This is a genomic window from Comamonas testosteroni (genome assembly GCF_014076415.1).
Classification (GTDB): Bacteria; Pseudomonadota; Gammaproteobacteria; order Burkholderiales; family Burkholderiaceae_C; genus Comamonas; species Comamonas testosteroni_F.
Genome location: NZ_CP043568.1, coordinates 4,360,594 through 4,378,223, shown reverse-complemented (window position 1 = coordinate 4,378,223; position 17,630 = coordinate 4,360,594). Strand labels below are relative to the sequence as shown.

Below are 17,630 nucleotides of genomic sequence, written 5' to 3'. Positions count from 1 at the left end.
GGGAAGAGGCGTTCCCTTCAGCTCACGATGCCCAGGTGCCAGGGTACGAATTCATGGTCGCCCAGTCCCAGGACTTCGCTCTTGGTCTGTTCGCCGCTGGCATGGCGCAGGATCTGCTCGAAGATCTGCTGGCCCAGCTCGGCCACCGTCAGCTCTCCGTCGACGACCACGCCGCAGTTGATGTCCATGTCTTCCTGCAGGCGCTGGTACATGGGCGTGTTGCTGGCCAGCTTGATGGTGGGAGCGGGCTTGCTGCCGAACATGGAGCCGCGACCCGTGGTGAAGCAGATCAGCTGGGCGCCGCTGGCGATCTGGCCCGTGGAGGCCACCGGGTCGTAGCCCGGCGAGTCCATGAAGACGAAGCCGTGTTCGGTGATGGGCTCGGCGTATTCATAGACAGCGCGCAGCGGTGTGGTGCCGCCCTTCATGGCGCTGCCCAGGGATTTTTCAAAGATGTTGGCCAGTCCGCCGGCCTGGTTGCCATGGCCGACCACACCGTTGAACTGGGCGTTCTGGCCGGCGGCATAGCGCTCCCACCAGGCCAGGCGGTCCAGCAGCTTCTGGCCGACTTCGGGGCTGATGGCGCGGCGTGTGAGCATGAACTCCACGCCGTGGATCTCGGGCGTCTCGGACAGAATGGCCGTACCGCCGTGGCGCACCAGGATGTCCATGGCCGCGCCCAGGCCGGGGTTGGCCGTGATGCCCGAAAAGCCATCCGAGCCGCCGCATTCCAGGCCGATCTTGAGGTGGGCGGCGCTGACGGTGCTGCGCTGCGCCTGGTTGGCGATGGGCAGCATTTCTTCGATGGCGGCAATACCTGCTTCGATGGTGGCGCGCGTGCCACCCACCTCCTGCATCACCAGGGTGCGCAGCAACTGACCTTCCTTGAGGCCTTGCGAATCCACCAATGCATCGACCTGGTTGCGCTCGCAGCCCAGACCCACGATGAGTACGCCCGCCAGGTTGGGGTGGCGCGCATAGCCGGCCAGGGTACGGCGCAGCACGTCGAAGTGTTCGCTGGGCGAGGACATGCCGCAGCCGCTGCTCTGGGCAAAGGCGGCCACGCCATCCACATTGGGAAAGGCTGCCAGCCGCTCGGGCGTGAAGTGGGCGGCGATGCGCTTGATCACGGTGGCCGAGCAGTTGACCGAGGACAGGATGCCGATGAAGTTGCGCGTGCCCACGCCGCCGCCCGCTCGCACAAACCCCTGGAAAGTTGCGCGCTGTTCCTCGGGCACGTAGTCCACGGGGCGCACGTCGGCACCGAACGACGGGTCGCGGTAGTAGTCCACCAGCTTGAGGTTGTGGCTGTGCACATAGTCGCCAGGCTCCAGGTCGCGTGTGGCGACGCCGATCACCGTGTCGTACTTCTTGACCTGCTCGCCTTCTGCGATGCGGCGCGCCGCGATCTTGTGGCCGGCCGGCACCTGGGCGCGCGTTCGCACTCCCAGCTCGGGAATGTCCTGGCCCAGGGCCAGGGCGGTCTTGGCCACCAGCACGTTGTCGTTGGGGTGCAGGTGCAGCAGGGAAGAAGAGGAGGAGAGCATCATGGAGTCCGGGGATGGCGGGCTTGAGGCGGTGGGGACGCGGCGCGTCAGCGCATCAGGTCGCGCAGTTTGAGTTTGTCGATGAGCACGGTTTCCTTTTGGTAGACCGTGTTCACATACTTGGCGTAGTCGGGGCCGTCCAGGTAGAGCAAGGGTGCGTCCAGCCTGTCGGCCACGGACTTGAACTCGGGGCTGGCCACGGCCTGGCGGAAGGCATCGCGCAGCTTGGCTTCGACGGCGGGCGGCAGGCCCTTGGGCGCGCCGATGCCGTTGGGCGCATCGACGACCACGTTGTAGCCCTGGTCCTTGAGCGTGGGCACGTCCTTGAAGCGCGGCGTGCGCTGCTCGCCCCAGGTGGCCAGCAGGCGCAGCTTGCCGGCTTCGACATGCGGGGCCCAGGAGCTGGAGTCGGCCAGTGCATCCACATGGCCGCCCAGCACGCCCTGCAGCGCCTCGGCGCCGCCCTTGTAGGGAACATGGCTGAGCTGGATGCCGGCTGCGGCCGCAAACTCTTCCATGCCCACATGGGTGGCGCCGCCCACGCCGGCGTGGGCGTAGGTGATGCTGCCGGGCTTGGCCTTGGCGGCGGCGACGAAGTCCTGCAGGTTCTTGAAGCGCGAGTTGGCCGGTACGGCGATACCGAAGGTCTGGCCCGAGGTGCGCGCGATATAGGTGTAGTCCTTGCGCGGATCGACCTGCAGCGTGCCCAGCTGGGAAAAGCGCGTGACCGAGATCGGGATCTGGCCGATGGTGTAGCCGTCGGGCTTGGCCGAGGCCAGGGCCTTGGAGCCGATCATGCCGGAGGCTCCGGCGCGGTTTTCCACCGCAATCGCCTGGCCCAGGATGCGGCCGGCCACGGTGCACAGCGCGCGCATGGACTGGTCGGCCGTGCCGCCGGCCGGCCAGGGGCAGATGAAGGTGATGGGGCGCTCGGGCCAGGTCTGGGCCAGCAGGCGGGCGGAGCTGCCGAGTGTGGCTGCGCCGAGGGCGCCAAGCACAAAGCTGCGTCGGCTGCTGCGTGGGGGGATCATCGCTTGTCTCCTGTCGTTATTTGAACTGCCAGCCCCGATTGTTCAAAACTGCTCCATGACAATCCAATGAAAAGATAGACTGTCTTCATAACTGATAAGTAATGAAGCCCCATGAGCAAGATCGATCGTGTGCTGCGCTCCAACCTCAAGCTGCGCCATCTGCAACTGCTGGTGGCGCTGGACCAGTTTCGTCACCTGGGCCGTGCGGCCGAGTTTCTGGCCGTGACCCAGCCCGCCGTCTCCAAGACCCTGGCCGAGGTAGAGCGCATGCTGGGCATGGTGCTGTTCGAGCGCTCCACGCGCGGCACCGAGCCCACGGCAGCCGGTGTCAGCATGGTGCGGTTTGCGCGCTCGGTGCTGGCCGGTTTCGAACGCACGCGTGACGAGATGGCGGCCGAGGCCAGCGGTGCCCGCGGGCGCACCAGCGTGGGCGCCATGGTGGTGGCCACGCCGGTGCTGCTGGCGCGCTCTGTGGAGCGGTTAAAAGCGCGTTCGGACCAGACTACGGTGATGGTGGAGGAAGGGGATCTGACGCGCTTGCTGCCCAAGCTGCGCCTGGGCGAGCTGGATCTGTTCGTGGGACGGCTGGAGCCCGGCTATGCTGCGCCCGACCTGGAAACCGAGGCGCTGTACGACGACCCCATGGTGGCCGTGGTGCGGCCCGGCCATGCGCTGCTGGCGCCGGGCGCGGCCGGCTGGCAGGCCCTGGCGGACCAGCCCTGCGTGCTGCCGCCCCCCTGGGCCTCTCTGCGCGTGAAGCTGGAGCAGCAGTTCTATGCCCACGGCCTGCATCCGCCGGCCGACATCGTGGAGACCGCGTCCTTTCTCTCGCAGCTGACCTTTGTGCACCAGCGCGGCGCCGTGGCCTTCATGGCGCGTGGCGTGGCCCGCTGCCATGCCGCCCTGGGTACATTGGCCATGCTGGATCTGGTCGTGCCCATAGATCTGCCGCCCGTGGGGCTGATCACCTTGCGCGGCCAGCCGCTGACGCCGACCACGGGCTTGCTGCTCGAATGCCTGCGCGAGGTGGCGCAGGAGTTGGGCTGAGCCCGGTATGAGCCTGATATAGGGCGGGCTGGCCCTCTGGGGCCGCTCTGCTCTGGCGTGCTACCGTGCTGCAATCCTTGTCCCATGTCTTGAGCCTTGTGCCGGACACGGTACCAGGTAACACCATGGAGCCCCATCTATGACTGCCTTGCCGCCCATGCCTGCACCTCCGGCCGAGCCTGTCAGCGGCCCTGAGGCTTCGGCTCTGATCGACGCCAGGATTGCCGGCCTGGGCGACTGGCGCGGCGCCATGCTGGCCCGCGTGCGCGGGCTGATCCGCGAGGCTTTGCCCGCCGTGACGGAGGAGCTGAAATGGCGCGGCACGCCTGTATGGTCGCAGGACGGTATTCTGTGCACGGGCGAGACCTACAAGGCCGTGGTCAAGCTGACCTTCGCGCATGGCGCGGCCCTGGCCGATCCGGCAGGTCTGTTCAATGCCAGTCTTGAAGGCGCCACGCGCCGGGCCATAGACCTGCATGTCGGCGAAGTGCTCGACGCCGCAGCGTTCCAGGCGCTGGTGCAGGCCGCTGCACAGCGCAATGCCCAGGCACGGTCGGCCAGAAAATCCGCTTCGCAAGCCAAAGCCAAACCTCCGGCCTGAGGCCTGCGCCGCCGCCGTCGGCCCTGGGCGTTCAGGCGTGCAGGTGTACAAAAGCACCCCGGTGCAGGTTCAGCCTGCGCGGGGTGCCTCTCATCTTGAATCAGGCCTTGGCGATGGCCGCGGCGATGGCTTTGCCCACCTCGGTGGTGTTGGCCTTGCCGCCCAGATCGGGCGTCAGCGGACCGGCCTTGATCGTGTGCTCGATGGCGGCCACGATGGTGTCATGGGCCTGGCGCCAGGCACCTTCGCTGCGGCCCAGGAAGTCCAGCATCAGCGCGCCCGACCAGACCATGGCGATGGGGTTGGCGATGTTCTTGCCGTAGATGTCGGGCGCCGAGCCGTGCACGGGCTCGAACAGCGAGGGGAAGTTGCGGTCGGGGTTGAGGTTGGCCGACGGTGCCAGGCCGATGGTGCCCGTGGTGGCAGGACCCAGGTCGGACAGGATGTCGCCAAACAGATTGGTGGCGGCCACCACGTCGAAGCGGCCGGGCTGCAGCACGAAGCGGGCGGTCAGGATGTCGATGTGCTGCTTGTCCAGCGTGACTTCGGGGTAGTCCTTGGCCACAGCGTCGGCGCGCTTGTCCCACCAGGGCATGCTGATGGCGATGCCGTTGCTCTTGGTGGCCAGCGTCACGTGCTTCTTGGCGCGGCTCTGGGCCAGATCGAAGGCGTACTTGAGCAGGCGATCGGCGCCATGCTTGCTATAGACCGATTCCTGGATGCAGATCTCGCGGTCCGTGCCTTCAAACATGATGCCGCCCAGGGCGGTGTACTCGCCTTCGGTGTTCTCGCGCACCACGTAGTAGTCGATGTCACCGGGCTTGCGGCCGGCCAGGGGGCAGGGCACGCCTTCGAACAGGCGCACCGGGCGCAGATTGATGTACTGGTCGAATTCGCGGCGGAACTTGAGGAGGGACCCCCACAGCGAGACATGGTCGGGCACGGTGGCGGGCCAGCCCACGGCGCCGAAGAAGATGGCATCCATGTCCGAGAGCTGGGCCTTCCAGTCGTCGGGCATCATCTGGCCGTGTTCGGCGTAGTAGTCGCAGTGGGCCCAGTCGAAATGGTGGAACTCCAGCGGCAGGTCGAAGCGCCTGGCTGCGGCTTCCAGCGCGCGCAGGCCTTCGGGCATGACTTCCTTGCCGATACCGTCGCCGGCAATGACTGCGATCTTTTTGGGAGTGGACATGGTGCTCTCTCGTGAATGTGTTGGGTGGCGAGGCAGCGGCTCGGCCTGTGCCTGGCGGTATTTTTGCACCTTGCATAACTGAATACAATTGACTGATCGTGGCCTGATTGTTTACAGATCGTGCAGAAAATGCCTTCGCCCGAAGACCTGCGTGTCTTCACCACCGTGGTGCGCAAAGCCAGCTTTGCCGAGGCTGCGGCCGCGCACAATGCTTCGCCGGCCTTTGTCAGCAAGCGCATCCGCCTGCTGGAGCAGGAGCTGGGCGTGAAGCTGCTGCATCGCACCACACGGCGGGTCGCCGTCACCGAGCAGGGCGAGCGCGTCTACCACTGGGCGCAGCGCATTCTGGACGAGGTCGAGCATCTGCTGCAGGAGGTGGATGTGACGCGCCGCCAGCCGCGCGGCCTGCTGCGGGTGTCCACCAGCTTCGGCTTTGGCCGCAATGTGGTGGCACCCGCGCTGTCGCAGCTGATTGGGCAATATCCGGCGCTGCAGCTGCGCCTGGAAGTGTTCGACCGCATCGTCGATGTCGCGGCCGAGGGCTTCGATCTCGATGTGCGTGTGGGCGACGAGATCGCACCGCACCTGATTGCGCGGCATCTGGCCGACAACCACCGCGTGCTGTGCGCGGCCCCGGCCTATGTGCAGCGGCGTGGCAGTCCGCGCACGCTCGACGAACTGGCCGCCCATGACTGTCTGGTCATCAAGGAGCGCGACCATCCCTTCGGTGTCTGGAAACTGCGCTCTGGCAGTCAGGAGCGCAGCGTGAAAGTGACCGGGCCGCTGTCCACCAATCATGGCGAGATGGCCGTGCAATGGGCGCGAGATGGCCATGGCATCGTGCTGCGCTCGCTCTGGGATGTGGCGGCCGATCTGCACTCCGGCAGCCTGTTGCAGTTGCTGCCCGAGTGGCGGCAGCAGGCGAATATCTGGGCTGTCTATCCGACGCGGCTGGAGCGCTCGGCCAAGGTGCGGGTCTGCGTCGAGTTCCTGCAGGAGTTCTTCAGCAAACAGGCGCCAACGGGATTCAGGAATACTATTAAAAAAGAAGCTGCTATCGATTGATATACATGAATTTCAGAGTCTTTTGAATCTGAAAGATATGTAAAGCAAGCGCAAGCAGCTTCTGTTTTTGAGCCTGATGCCGCGTGATGGCTCAGGCCGGTGGCCAATTACTTTGTCAGCGCGGCCTTCACGGCAGCGGACACCAGGCCCATATCGGCCTTGCCGGCCAGCTGGGTCTTGACGGCGCCCATCACCTTGCCCATGTCGCCGGGGCCGGAGGCGCCCAGTTCGGCCACGATGGCCTGAACGGCTGCGGTGATCTCGGCTTCGCCCATGCGTTCGGGCAGATAGACCTTGAGCACTTCCATTTCGGCCTTTTCCACATCGGCCAGATCGCTGCGATTGGCGGCTTCGAAGGCGGCGATGGAGTCCTTGCGCTGCTTGATCAGCTTGTCGACGATGGCGATGACGGCAGCGTCGTCGAGCTCGATGCGCTCGTCCACTTCCTTTTGCTTCATCGCGGCCTGCAGCAGGCGGATGGTGCCCAGGCGCGCGCTGTCCTTGGCACGCATGGCGGTCTTCATGTCTTCGGTAATCTGGGCTTTCAGGCTCATGGCTTTCTCCTTGGGGTTGGCGAATGGTGGCGCGCAGTGTGAACGGCGTTGACTATCCATTCGCAGGGAGGTCACTGCGCAGCCAGGCAGGCTTGGCAGTGGCCAGAAAACAAAAAACCCGCGCCTGGCGTCCCGAGCGCGGGTTTGCGGCTGTTTTAAGGCCGACTGGTCCTAATCAACGATTAGTACAGCTTCTTAGGCAGTTGCATGCTGCGAACGCGCTTGTAGTGACGCTTCACGGCAGCAGCCTTCTTGCGCTTGCGCTCGGCTGTGGGCTTTTCGTAGAACTCGCGAGCACGCAGATCGGTCAGCAGACCCAGCTTTTCGATGGTGCGCTTGAAGCGGCGCAGGGCAACTTCATAGGGCTCGTTTTCTTTGACGCGGATGGTAGTCATTTAATTTCCAGATATATCTGTGCTGACAGAGGGTTCTCGGGAAGATCGGGCCTGAGAGCCGTGAACAGCGGTTTCCCCGCCACTTTTTAACTAGTATGGCCGACGGGGTAATGCCAGCAAAGTCGAGCATTATAGACCAAGACTTGAGCGGCGTCTTGATTGGCGCGCGAAGCAATCCGGCGTCGGACAGGTCTGCGCGGTTTTGCGGCTGCAGGGGCGCGCTGCCCAAGGCCAGGTCCAGGCTCCGTTTTGTGCATTTGCGCCTGCCGGCGCACTCCAGGCGCGTGCATTGCGCGGAGCAAGGCCGGGCTGGGCTCTGGGGTTTCTTGGGAGTATCGTGTACACGAAAATTGCATACAGTTTGGAAGCTTTATTTCGTGACCAAGGTCAAGGAATAAATGGGCTTCGTGCCTGTGCGCGTCGCTGTCTTTCCGTGTTCAAGGAGCTTCCATCTTGTCCAGTGCTTCTCATTCCTCATTGATTTCGCGTCGCCAGTGGATGGCTTCGGCCGTCGCCGTGCCGGGCTTGCTGGCATTGACGGCCTGTGCCGGCAGGGCCGGAGTTTCCGGGCCTGCCGCATCCGGCGGTACCCTGGTGGTGGGCGGTCTGTTTGCGGGCTCGCGCAGCGACAAGGGCTTTATGGAGGCCGGCTGGCGCGGCCTGGAAAAGGCGCGTCAGGAACTGGGTGTGCAGACCTATTTTCTGGACGGCATGGCGCCCAGGAAGGAGTTGCTGGTGCCGGCTCTCGCGCAGCTCGCGGAGCAGGGCGCGCAGCTGGTGATTGCCCATGGCGGGCAGAACAATCAGGCCGCAGCCGAAGTTGCGGCGCGCTTTCCAAGGACCCAGTTCGTTGTGACCCAGGGCGCGGTGCAGGGAGGCAATCTCTGCAGCTATGACGTGCTGCAGGAGGAGTCGGCCTATCTGGCCGGAGTGCTGGCGGCGCTGACCACCAAAACCGGTGTGGTCGGTCATATGTCGGGCATTCGCGTGCCGCCGGGACTCAAGGGCCGTGCCGCCTATGCGGCCGGCGTGCGCGATACCGACCCCAGGGTCAAGCTGCTGACGAACTTCTCGGGCGATCAGGACGACAACGCCTTGTCGCACCGCATTGCCAAGGCCCAGATGGCTGCCGGTGCTGATGTGATCTTCACCATGCTCAACTCCGGTCGCGATGGCGTGACCCAGGCCTGCCGCGAGGCGGGCACACGCCAGATCGGCAATGTGATCGACTGGACCACGGTGGATCCGCAGGTGTTTGTCGCTTCCGCCTGGGCCGATGTGGGCATTGGCGCGTTCTTGGCCGTCAAGGACATGCAGGAGCGCGGTGCGCCGGGCCCGGGGATTCGCAAGATCGGCCTGAGCGACCCGGCCGCCGTACGCCTGAGCATGGGCCAGGGCGTGTCAGCCGCTGTGCGCGAGCGCGTGGCCAAGGCGTCGGCTGCCATCGCCTCGGGGCAGCTCAAGGTTCCCGAACACTATGAAGGCAAGGAGTTTTCTGCCTGACCGGATGATGCGCCGCAGGCGCAGGCAGCAAAAAAAGGATGGCTCAACCATCCTTTTTTCATGGCGGCAGGCGCTGCGGCTTCAGTCGCTCAAGCCATGACTGGCTGCTTTTCCGCCATGGCCTGGGCGCAGGCGGCGGCACTGGCCCAGGCCCACTGGAAGTTGTAGCCGCCCAGCCAGCCGGTGATGTCCACCACCTCGCCGATAAAGTACAGGCCAGGCTGGCTCTTGCACTCCATGGTTTGCTGTGACAGCACCTTGGTGTCCACGCCGCCCAGCGTGACCTCGGCTTTTTTGTAGCCTTCGGTACCCGTGGGGGTGATTTCCCAGCGCGACAGCTGTTCGGCCAGTCTGGCCAGGGCCTTGTCGCCGGCCTCGTTGATGGGGCGCTGCAGCTCGGGCATGCGGCCGACCCAGGCATCGGCCAGGCGCGCGGGCAGGTGGGCGGCCAGCTCGTTGGCGACCAGCTTGCGCGAGTGGAGCTTGGCCTGGGCCAGCACTTCGGCCAGATCCACGCCAGGCAGCAGATTGATCTGCAGCGGGGTGCCGGGCTTCCAGTAGCTGGAGATTTGCAGCACCGCAGGACCGGAGAGGCCGCGATGGGTGAACAGCAAATCCTCATGGAAGCTCATGCGCTCCTTTTTGCTGCCGGTGCTGATTTCCACAGGCAGGGCCAGACCGGCCAGGCCCGCGTAGGGCTGCCAGCCTTCGCCGTCGAAGGTCATGGGCACCAGGCCGGGCGTGCGCTCGATCAGCGGCAGATCGAACTGCTGGGCCAGCCGATAGCCGAAGTCGGTGGCGCCTATCTTGGGAATGCTCAGGCCGCCGGTGGCAATGACCAGATTGGCAGCTTGCACTATGCCGCGATCGGTTTCAATCTGATAGCTGCAATCGATTTCTGCATCTGCGTTTGACGGCGAAAACACTACTTTCCTGACCTGGCAAGGCTGCCAGCGCTGCACGCCGCCCGCCGTGCACTCGGCCAGCAGCATGGCGATGATGTCCTCGGCCGAATGGTCGGCAAACAACTGGCCCTTGTGCTTTTCGTGGTGGGCAATGCCATGCCTGTCCATCAGCGTGATGAAATCTGCGGGTGTGAAGCGCGAGAGGGCCGAGCGGCAGAACTGAGGGTTCTGCCCCACGAAATGCTTGTGTGGCGCGCGCACGTCCAGATCGCGATTGGTGAAGTTGCAGCGTCCGCCGCCCGAGATGCGAATCTTCTCGGCCACCTTGGGCGCATGATCGATCAGCAGCACCTTCAGGCCCTGCTGGCCGGCCTGGGCCGCGCAGAACAGGCCTGCGGCACCGGCGCCGATGATGATGGCGTCAAAAATCTGGAAGGGGACCTGTGGGGTGGAGGACACGGCGGGCAGGGCGCTGAGGCACGAACAACAAAGCCGGTCATTGTCCCAGATGGCTGGTCACTGGTGCTCTAGGGGCTGACAAAGTCCCGAAATGCGCGGATCGTGATGCCTGCGCAGTCGCCAGCCCGTTGTCCCATTGGGGTATGCGCAAGGGTTCAGCGTGCGTCCCGGATCACTTCTAGAATCGCGCCCCATGAATACACCATCCCACCAGCTGAGCATGACCGTGCTCATGTCGCCTGACATGGCCAACTTCTCCGGCAATGTGCACGGGGGCGCCATCCTGAAATTGCTGGACCAGGTCGCCTATGCCTGCGCCAGCCGCTATGCGGGCCGCTATGTCGTGACGCTGAGCGTGGATCAGGTGATGTTTCTGCAGCCTATCCATGTAGGTGAGCTGGTGACTTTTCTGGCCAGCGTGAACCACACCGGCAAGTCGTCCATGGAAATCGGCATCAAGGTGATTGCCGAGGAGATTCGCAGCCAGGTGGTGCGCCATGTGAACAGCTGCTTCTTCACCATGGTGGCCGTGGATGATGACAAAAAGCCTGCCCCCGTGCCCCCGCTGCAGCTTGAGACCGACGAGGAAAAGCGCCGCTGGGACGCCGCCATCATTCGCAAGGAGCTGCGCAAGGAGCTGGCCGAGCGCTTCGCCGAGACCCGTACTCCCTGATGCAGGGCGGCGCTTGCCGCCTGCCCGGGCTGCGCGGGACAGCCCGGGGGCGGTCCTGGCTCAGGCCGCCGCTGATTGCGGCAAGGCCTGGGGCTGGTTCTGCCAGGCGGCAATGCCCTGGACCACATCGCCGACGACGATGATGCTGGGGCTGCCCAGCTGATGGTCGGCAATGCTCTGCGGCAAATCCTTCAGAAAAGTCAGCGCATGGCGCTGCTGCGGCAGGCTGGCATGCTGGATCACGGCCACTGGCGTGCTGCCGGGCAGGCCGCTGAGCAGTTCGTCGCTGATGCGCTCGACGCTGCTCACTCCCATATAGATCACCAGCGTCAGCTTGGCAGCATGGGCCGTGGCGGCGATCTGGCGCCAGTCGGGGCCGCTGTCGCCGGGCTTGGCATGGCCGGTCATGAAAAGCACACCATGCGCGCGGTCGCGGTGGGTCAGTGGGGCGCCCAGGCTGGTCAGGCCCGCGAGACCGGAGGTGATGCCATTGATGACATCCACCTCGATGCCGGCCTGACGCAGATGTTCGACCTCTTCGCCGCCGCGGCCAAAGATGAAGGGGTCGCCGCCCTTGAGGCGCACCACGCGTTCGCCGTCCTGCACGGCCGCAATCATGAGCTTTTCGATAAAGGCCTGGGGGGTGCTCTTGCAGCCGCCGCGCTTGCCCACATAGACCACGCGGGCGCTGGGCGAGGCGTGGCTCATCACGCCATCGCTGACCAGATCGTCGACAAACAGCACGCTGGCTGAGGCAATGGCCTTGGCGGCCTTGATGGTCAGCAGCTCGGGGTCGCCGGGGCCGGCACCCACCAGGGTGCACGAGCCGCACTGATTGGAGTTATGGGAAATGGCAGTCATTGTGGGGTCTCAGTCGGGGCTGCGGCAGTCGGGGCTGCGGTTATAGGCTTGCAGTGCGGCGCGGCTGGCGGCAGCGCCGGCATCGGTGACCTGCATGGCCTGGTGCAGGGCTTGTATCTGTTCCAGCTGTTGCGCGATGGGGGCCGGCACAGGCAGCTGGCCGTTCAGAATGTCCAGCGTCAGCCTGGCTGTCTGCTCGGCATTCAGGTCTTGCTCGGGGGCGCTGATCTCGGTGCCGGATGCGAGCTGGCTGCTGTGCAGGGAAGAGCGTTCAAAGCAGATTTCTCCGGCAATCACACCCGTGCTCACGGGTTCGCGGTGGGGGGCGGCCACGGCCTCGCCTTCCGTGCCGCGCACCAGCAGCGCACTGGTCGCGCGCATGGCCAGCGTCTGCAGCATGGGCTGGGCATAGGCGGGGTGGGTATAACTGGCCAGCACCAGCCCCGATTGCGCGCTGCTGCTGCCATGGATGGGGTCCAGCAGCTTGACGATGCTGTGCGCGGGATTGCGCAGGCCCATCTGGCGGCGAATCTGCAGCAGCCGATCCAGCGGTGCCAGCAGGTGACGGGTCTGCATCCAGACCTTGTCGCCAGGCTCCAGAGCGACGGGGCGTTCGATGGCCGTCCAGCCCAGTTGTTGCCATACCTCGGCCGTACCCAGGCGCTTGTCCTCGGTATGGCTGCCGTGCACCAGCACCGGCAGGCCTTGCTGCGCCAGCAGACCTGCCAGCAGCGGCGTGAGATTGGCCAGCTTGCGCGAGCCGTTGTAGCTGGGGATGACGACCACGGGCCGGGCCTTGTGTGCCTGGGGCCACGCGGGCAGACGTTGCTGGGTGGCGTCGAGAAAGCCGGCCAGCTCTTCGGTGCTTTCGCCCTTGAAACGCATGGCAATGCAAAAGCCGCCCAGCTCCAGATCGCTGACCTTGCCGTCCAGCACCTGGCCCATCAGATCGCGGGCCTGGGTCCGCGAAAGAGAGCGCGCGCCCTTGGTGCCGCGACCGATTTCCTTGATGTAGTGGCTGATGCTCATGATTAACGTAATTGTCGCTATAAAAACCATGAGTTGTCAGACGATTTGGTTATATAAATCAAACCGGCTGTAGTCGAGAAGCCGTCGTTCCCTGTTGAGCCAGCTGTGCAGCCAGTGCCTGCAGCTGGGATTGCGCGAGCTGGGCGACAAGCTCCAGCATGGGGTTGCTCTTGAGCGCTTGGGCAGACACCAGGACGGCGAGCCGGCTGACCTGGCGCGAAGCCCGAAGCGGCCGGAACACGATCTGCTCGCGGTGGAACATCGCGAAGGATGCCGGCACGATGGCCACGCCCAGACCGCAGGCCACGAGCGCCAGCACATTCACGAGCTGCCCCGCTTCGTGGCGTATCAGCGGAGTGAAGCCGGCCTCGGCACATAGCGCGACCGTGCGGTCGAAGTAGTCGGTGTCCTGGCCGGCTCGCGCTGGGGCGTTCGCGGGACCGAGGATCTGGGCGCAGGCCTGCGTGCGCTGTACGTGATGGAGGCCGGACTGAATGCCGATACCGGCGAGCGCGCTCAGGGAGGGCTGGCCTTCGGTCGACAGATCTTCGTCGGCATGGGCGGCGGCTGGGGTCAGCTGACGGTGGGCCGCCACTACACCACGTTTCACACCTCGCTGGCTTCCTACGCCCTGACGGGCCTGATCTGGGGCAACGCCGCCAACTATTTCCGTGACGGCACGGTGCTGCGCGCCGACAACTCGCTGCGCTTTCAGTCGGCTTCCATGGCAGGACTGGTGGTGCGGGGCATGTACTCGTTCGGGGAGAACGCCGGCACCAATGCAGGGCGCCAGTTCGGCGGCTCGCTGGACTACACGCGCGGCCCCTGGAGCTTGGGAGCCTCGCTGTGGGAGCGACGCACCACCGCCCAGAACACCGACCGCTATCGCTTGCTGGGCGGCTCCTATGACTTCAAGGTGGCCCGGGCGGCCTTGCTGCTGTCCACCCGGGAGGATGATCTGCCGGATGCCGCCAGCAAGCGAGGGCGCTTCTTTGAAGCCAGCATGACCATACCGGTCAGCACGGCAGGGCAGGTGCTGCTGTCCTATGGGCAGTTCCAGGGGCGTGCGCGCGCGAACAGCGATGCCCGCGCCCTGAGCGTGCGCTATGACCATGCGCTGTCCAGGCGCACCAAGCTGTATGCGGGCGTCTCCGCGATCCGCAACGAGGCGGATGCAGCTTTCACCATCAACAGCGCCAGCAATGCCGGGCCTTCGGTTCCCAAGGGCAGCAAGCCGCGCTCGCTGCTGGTCGGCATTTCGCACTCCTTCTGAGCCAGGCCGTCACCGGACGCTGCGGCCTGCAGGAGGCCCAGTCCAGGGCGCGGGCCGCTTCAATGGTCTATAGCCCGGGAGGGGCTTGCGCAGTGAATGAACATTGATCACATTTCGGGACGCAGGGCGCGCGTACCATGTGCGCTGTTTTTGAGGAGTGTTGAAATGACCGCTAACGCATCTTTGACCGACGAACTCATGGGCCAGTTGCAGGGCGCTCCCATGCAGGGCCTGGCCCAGCAACTGGGCATCGACTCCGTGCAGGCCGAGCAGGCCGTGGGTGTGGCGCTGCCCATGTTGTTTGGGGCGCTGGGCCAGAACACGGCTGAGCCTCAAGGAGCCGCCGATCTGTTCGGTGCGCTGCAGCGCGATCACAGCAGTGCCAATGGCGCGATGGATATGGGAGGTCTGCTGGGCGGGCTCGGTGGCCTGCTGGGCGGCGCGGGCGGCGGCGCCGGTGCGGCTGGCGGCCTGGGTGGGCTGGGCAGTATTCTGGGCTCGGTGCTGGAAGGCGGCTCCGGTGCCGGCAACTCGCAGCTCGATGCGGGCGCCATCCTGGGCAATATCTTTGGCGGTCAGCAGCAGCAGGCCGAGTCACGGCTGGGTCAGGCCACGGGTCTGGGTGGCAATGCAGGTCAGTTGCTGGCCATGCTGGCTCCCCTGGTGATGTCTTTCCTGGCCAATCGGGTCCAGGCTCAGGGCATGGGGGCCGGCGACCTGGGCAATGCTCTGGATCAGGAGCGCGGCCAGATCCAGTCACAAGGCGGCATGGCGGGCGGCATCCTCGGCAGCCTGCTCGATCAGAATGGCGACGGCAAGCTTGATGCCGGAGATCTGTTCAAGCTGGGTGCGGGTTTGCTGGGCGGTCGGCGCTGAGCACAGGACTTGGTGACAGCATCAAGGCAGCTTTGGCTGCCTTTTTTGTTTTTGTATACGGGCATAGCCTGATTGCCGCAATGCAGCAGGATTCTCACACTGGTCATGTCGTCATGCGTTTTGCATGACAGGACGATCCAGAAAGGAGAACCAGATGACGACCGTCGCCGAAATTCTGCGCGCCAAGGGCAACAGCACTATCTACAGCGTTTCTCCCTCCGACACCATGCTGGCTGCGCTGCAGCTCATGGCGGAAAAAAGCATTGGCGCGCTGCTGGTGCTGGAAGGTGGCGAGATCGCCGGTATCGTGACGGAGCGCGACTACGCGCGCAAGATCGCGCTGCAGGGCCGAAGCTCGGCCAGCACGCGAGTGGATGAGGTCATGACGCGCAAGGTGCATTGCGTGCTGCCGCGCCAGACCAGCGAGGAGTGCATGTCGCTGATGACCAGCAATCGCATGCGCCATCTGCCCGTGATCAATGAGACCCGCGAATTGCAAGGGCTGATTTCGATTGGTGACATCGTCAAGGAAATCATCTCGGCCCAACAGTTCACGATTCATCAGCTGGAACACTATATTTCCGGGACACCCAATGTGAATCAGCCTTAGGGTGCTATGAATTGAATAGCGAGGGCGGGCAGGGCTAATGTCCGCCTTTTCTGCATCTGGAAGGCGCAAGTCCTACACTTGCGGCCATGAGTTTGCTGATCCTGGGAATCGAATCCTCTTGTGATGAAACCGGTGTGGCCCTGGTGCGCACGCCGGACGGCCAAGGTGTGCCCACCTTGCTGAGCCATGCGCTGCACAGCCAGATTGAAATGCACCGCGCCTATGGCGGCGTGGTCCCGGAGCTGGCCAGCCGTGACCATATTCGCCGTGTGCTGCCGCTGACCGAAAAGGTGCTGGCCGAATCCGGGGAGCAGCTCGAAAACGTCGATGTGATTGCCTTTACACGCGGACCCGGCCTTGCCGGGGCTTTGCTGGTCGGCTCCGGTGCAGCCTGCGCCATGGCAGCCGCGCTGGACAAGCCTGTGCTGGGCGTGCACCATCTCGAAGGCCATCTGCTCTCACCTTTCCTGAGTGCCGACCCGCCCGAGTTCCCGTTTGTGGCCCTGCTGGTCTCGGGGGGGCATACCCAACTCATGCGTGTGGACGGCGTGGGTGAATACGAAATCCTCGGTGAAACCATCGACGATGCGGCGGGCGAGGCATTCGACAAATCGGCCAAGCTCATGGGCTTGCCCTATCCGGGCGGTCCCGTGCTCTCGAAGCTGGCGGAGGGCGGCGATCCTCAGGCCTTCAAGCTGCCTCGCCCCTTGCTGCATTCGGGTGACCTGGACTTTTCGTTTGCCGGCCTCAAGACGGCCGTCCTGACCCAGGCCAAGAAGCTGGGTGAAGAGCTGGAAGCGCGCAAGGCCGATCTGGCCGCCAGCACGCAGGCCGCGATTGTGGATGTGCTGGTCAAGAAAACCATGGCCGCACTCAAGCAGACCGGCATGAAGCGCGTGGTGGTGGCGGGAGGTGTGGGGGCCAACAAGCAGCTGCGCGAGCAGCTCAATGAAGCCTGTGCCAAGCACAAGATTCGCGTGCATTACCCCGAGCTGCATCTGTGTACCGACAACGGCGCCATGATTGCCATGGCTGCCGCCATGCGGATACAGGCGGGACGCGAGCAGGCACTGCATGAATATGCGTTTGATGTGAAGCCGCGCTGGCCGCTGGATTCTCTCAGGTGAATCCGTGCAATAGAAAGCAGCCCAGGTGGCTGCTTTTTTCATGGTTGCCTGCGCTTATCCGGCCAGCTTTACGGCCAGCTTCGCTACGTTCTGGCCCTGGTAGCGGGCAATGCTCAGTTCGTCGGGATGAGGCTGGCGCGAACCATCGGCACCCGCAATCGTCGAAGCGCCATAAGGCGAATTGCCGCCCTTGACTGCGCTCAGATTGGTCTGTTCGGGCAGCGGATAGCCCAGCGGCACGATGATCATGCCGTGATGGGCCAGCGTCGCCCAGGTGGTCGTGGCCGTCATTTCCTGGCCGCCGCCGGTGCCGGTCGAGGTGAAGACGCTGCCGATCTTGTTGATCAAGGCCCCCTTGACCCAGAGACCGCCGGTCTGGTCGAGAAAGCTGCGCATCTGGCCCGGCATATTGCCAAAGCGCGTGGGCACGCCAAACAGGATGGCGTCGTAGCCGGCCAGCTCGGCGGGGCTGGCGACTTCTGCGGCCTGATTGGCCTTGCCGCCTGCGTTCTTGAAGACATCCTCGGGCATGGTTTCGGGCACGCGCTTGACGGTGACCTCGGCACCGCTGACGCTGCGGGCTCCTTCGGCCACGGCCTGAGCCATGGTTTCGATATGTCCGTACATGGAGTAGTAGAGAACCAGCACTTTCGCCATGGATGAATTCCTCAAACGGGGTTGGAAAGCGGTGCAGCAATGGTGCGCCCGACTGAACCCACAGTGTAGGAATTCAAGATGGCAGCGCGGCACGCACTGGCAGCGTGCGCCTGTAGGCCAAGGCGCCGAATCAGCTCAACTCCAGGAATCGGTCATGGCATTGGCATGAAAAAAGCCCGCAACGCCAAGGCAGTGCGGGCTTTGTGCTTTCCGGCCGACCTCTTGCTA

The 17,630-nt window shown here is 64.5% G+C and carries 19 protein-coding genes; 9 read left to right on the top strand and 10 right to left on the bottom strand.

From position 1 onward, the window contains the following. Positions 1-17: 17 nt before the first annotated feature. Positions 18-1,547, bottom strand: a complete 1,530-nt coding sequence (locus F0P97_RS20150; protein ID WP_182287267.1) for a UxaA family hydrolase — start codon at positions 1,545-1,547, stop codon at positions 18-20. 47 nt (positions 1,548-1,594) lie between these two features. Beyond that, positions 1,595-2,578 (bottom strand): Bug family tripartite tricarboxylate transporter substrate binding protein, encoded by a 984-nt coding sequence (locus F0P97_RS20145; protein WP_182283684.1) that lies wholly within the window; start codon positions 2,576-2,578, stop codon positions 1,595-1,597. A gap of 111 nt (positions 2,579-2,689) precedes the next feature. Here F0P97_RS20145 and F0P97_RS20140 point away from each other — a divergent pair, with 111 nt between their 5' ends. Together F0P97_RS20140 and F0P97_RS20135 are read left to right on the top strand one after the other, a co-directional pair. Next, entirely contained in the window at positions 2,690-3,625 is a 936-nt protein-coding gene (locus F0P97_RS20140) for a LysR substrate-binding domain-containing protein (RefSeq protein WP_182283683.1), read from the top strand. Between the two features lie 139 nt (positions 3,626-3,764). Continuing rightward, complete coding sequence (locus F0P97_RS20135) at positions 3,765-4,226, top strand: DUF1801 domain-containing protein (protein WP_371878495.1); 462 nt, start codon at positions 3,765-3,767, stop codon at positions 4,224-4,226. 100 nt (positions 4,227-4,326) lie between these two features. On the opposite strand, the gene F0P97_RS20130 is transcribed toward F0P97_RS20135, so the two are convergent. Next, positions 4,327-5,415 (bottom strand): tartrate dehydrogenase, encoded by a 1,089-nt coding sequence (locus F0P97_RS20130; RefSeq protein WP_182283682.1) that lies wholly within the window; start codon positions 5,413-5,415, stop codon positions 4,327-4,329. Positions 5,416-5,544: 129 nt separating this feature from the next. Here F0P97_RS20130 and F0P97_RS20125 point away from each other — a divergent pair, with 129 nt between their 5' ends. Continuing rightward, on the top strand, positions 5,545-6,480 hold the full coding sequence (locus F0P97_RS20125; protein ID WP_182283681.1) for a LysR substrate-binding domain-containing protein: 936 nt from the start codon (positions 5,545-5,547) through the stop codon (positions 6,478-6,480). A 107-nt stretch (positions 6,481-6,587) separates the two neighbouring features. Here the strand turns inward: F0P97_RS20125 and F0P97_RS20120 are convergent, their stop codons facing one another. Both F0P97_RS20120 and rpsU read right to left on the bottom strand, forming a co-directional pair. Next, positions 6,588-7,034 (bottom strand): GatB/YqeY domain-containing protein, encoded by a 447-nt coding sequence (locus F0P97_RS20120; RefSeq protein WP_003079000.1) that lies wholly within the window; start codon positions 7,032-7,034, stop codon positions 6,588-6,590. Between the two features lie 182 nt (positions 7,035-7,216). After that, complete coding sequence (rpsU, locus tag F0P97_RS20115; RefSeq protein ID WP_003052999.1) at positions 7,217-7,429, bottom strand: 30S ribosomal protein S21; 213 nt, start codon at positions 7,427-7,429, stop codon at positions 7,217-7,219. A 453-nt stretch (positions 7,430-7,882) separates the two neighbouring features. Here rpsU and F0P97_RS20110 point away from each other — a divergent pair, with 453 nt between their 5' ends. Next, positions 7,883-8,932 carry a BMP family protein gene (locus F0P97_RS20110; RefSeq protein WP_232537995.1) on the top strand — a complete coding sequence of 350 codons (1,050 nt, stop codon included), beginning with the start codon at positions 7,883-7,885 and terminating at the stop codon, positions 8,930-8,932. Between the two features lie 89 nt (positions 8,933-9,021). On the opposite strand, the gene F0P97_RS20105 is transcribed toward F0P97_RS20110, so the two are convergent. Then, positions 9,022-10,296, bottom strand: a complete 1,275-nt coding sequence (locus F0P97_RS20105; protein WP_182283680.1) for an NAD(P)/FAD-dependent oxidoreductase — start codon at positions 10,294-10,296, stop codon at positions 9,022-9,024. A gap of 193 nt (positions 10,297-10,489) precedes the next feature. Here F0P97_RS20105 and F0P97_RS20100 point away from each other — a divergent pair, with 193 nt between their 5' ends. Then, on the top strand, positions 10,490-10,969 hold the full coding sequence (locus tag F0P97_RS20100; protein WP_003069412.1) for an acyl-CoA thioesterase: 480 nt from the start codon (positions 10,490-10,492) through the stop codon (positions 10,967-10,969). Positions 10,970-11,029: 60 nt separating this feature from the next. Here the strand turns inward: F0P97_RS20100 and cobA are convergent, their stop codons facing one another. From cobA to F0P97_RS20085, 3 genes are read right to left on the bottom strand one after another with little or no spacing between them, the layout of a single operon-like run. Continuing rightward, positions 11,030-11,830 (bottom strand): uroporphyrinogen-III C-methyltransferase, encoded by an 801-nt coding sequence (gene cobA, locus F0P97_RS20095; protein WP_182283679.1) that lies wholly within the window; start codon positions 11,828-11,830, stop codon positions 11,030-11,032. 9 nt (positions 11,831-11,839) lie between these two features. Beyond that, positions 11,840-12,859 (bottom strand): DNA-binding protein YbiB, encoded by a 1,020-nt coding sequence (gene ybiB, locus F0P97_RS20090; protein WP_182283678.1) that lies wholly within the window; start codon positions 12,857-12,859, stop codon positions 11,840-11,842. 58 nt (positions 12,860-12,917) lie between these two features. After that, on the bottom strand, positions 12,918-13,208 hold the full coding sequence (locus tag F0P97_RS20085; protein WP_232538272.1) for a hypothetical protein: 291 nt from the start codon (positions 13,206-13,208) through the stop codon (positions 12,918-12,920). A 60-nt stretch (positions 13,209-13,268) separates the two neighbouring features. Here F0P97_RS20085 and F0P97_RS20080 point away from each other — a divergent pair, with 60 nt between their 5' ends. The 4 genes from F0P97_RS20080 (at position 13,269) to tsaD (ending at position 16,745) form a co-directional block, all read left to right on the top strand. Then, a complete protein-coding gene (locus F0P97_RS20080; protein ID WP_332839913.1) occupies positions 13,269-14,132 on the top strand; it encodes a porin in 864 nt (287 codons plus the stop codon). Positions 14,133-14,297: 165 nt separating this feature from the next. Further along, positions 14,298-15,008 carry a DUF937 domain-containing protein gene (locus F0P97_RS20075; RefSeq protein WP_182283677.1) on the top strand — a complete coding sequence of 237 codons (711 nt, stop codon included), beginning with the start codon at positions 14,298-14,300 and terminating at the stop codon, positions 15,006-15,008. A gap of 154 nt (positions 15,009-15,162) precedes the next feature. Further along, positions 15,163-15,618 (top strand): CBS domain-containing protein, encoded by a 456-nt coding sequence (locus tag F0P97_RS20070; RefSeq protein ID WP_003053023.1) that lies wholly within the window; start codon positions 15,163-15,165, stop codon positions 15,616-15,618. Positions 15,619-15,704: 86 nt separating this feature from the next. Beyond that, the gene (tsaD, locus tag F0P97_RS20065) at positions 15,705-16,745 is read left to right on the top strand and encodes a tRNA (adenosine(37)-N6)-threonylcarbamoyltransferase complex transferase subunit TsaD (protein ID WP_034352676.1); all 1,041 of its coding nucleotides are present in this window, start codon (positions 15,705-15,707) and stop codon (positions 16,743-16,745) included. Positions 16,746-16,799: 54 nt separating this feature from the next. Here tsaD and wrbA read toward each other — a convergent pair whose 3' ends face one another. Next, positions 16,800-17,402: an NAD(P)H:quinone oxidoreductase gene (gene wrbA, locus F0P97_RS20060; RefSeq protein ID WP_034380050.1), complete on the bottom strand. Its 603-nt coding sequence runs from the start codon at positions 17,400-17,402 to the stop codon at positions 16,800-16,802. Positions 17,403-17,630 lie beyond the last annotated feature (228 nt).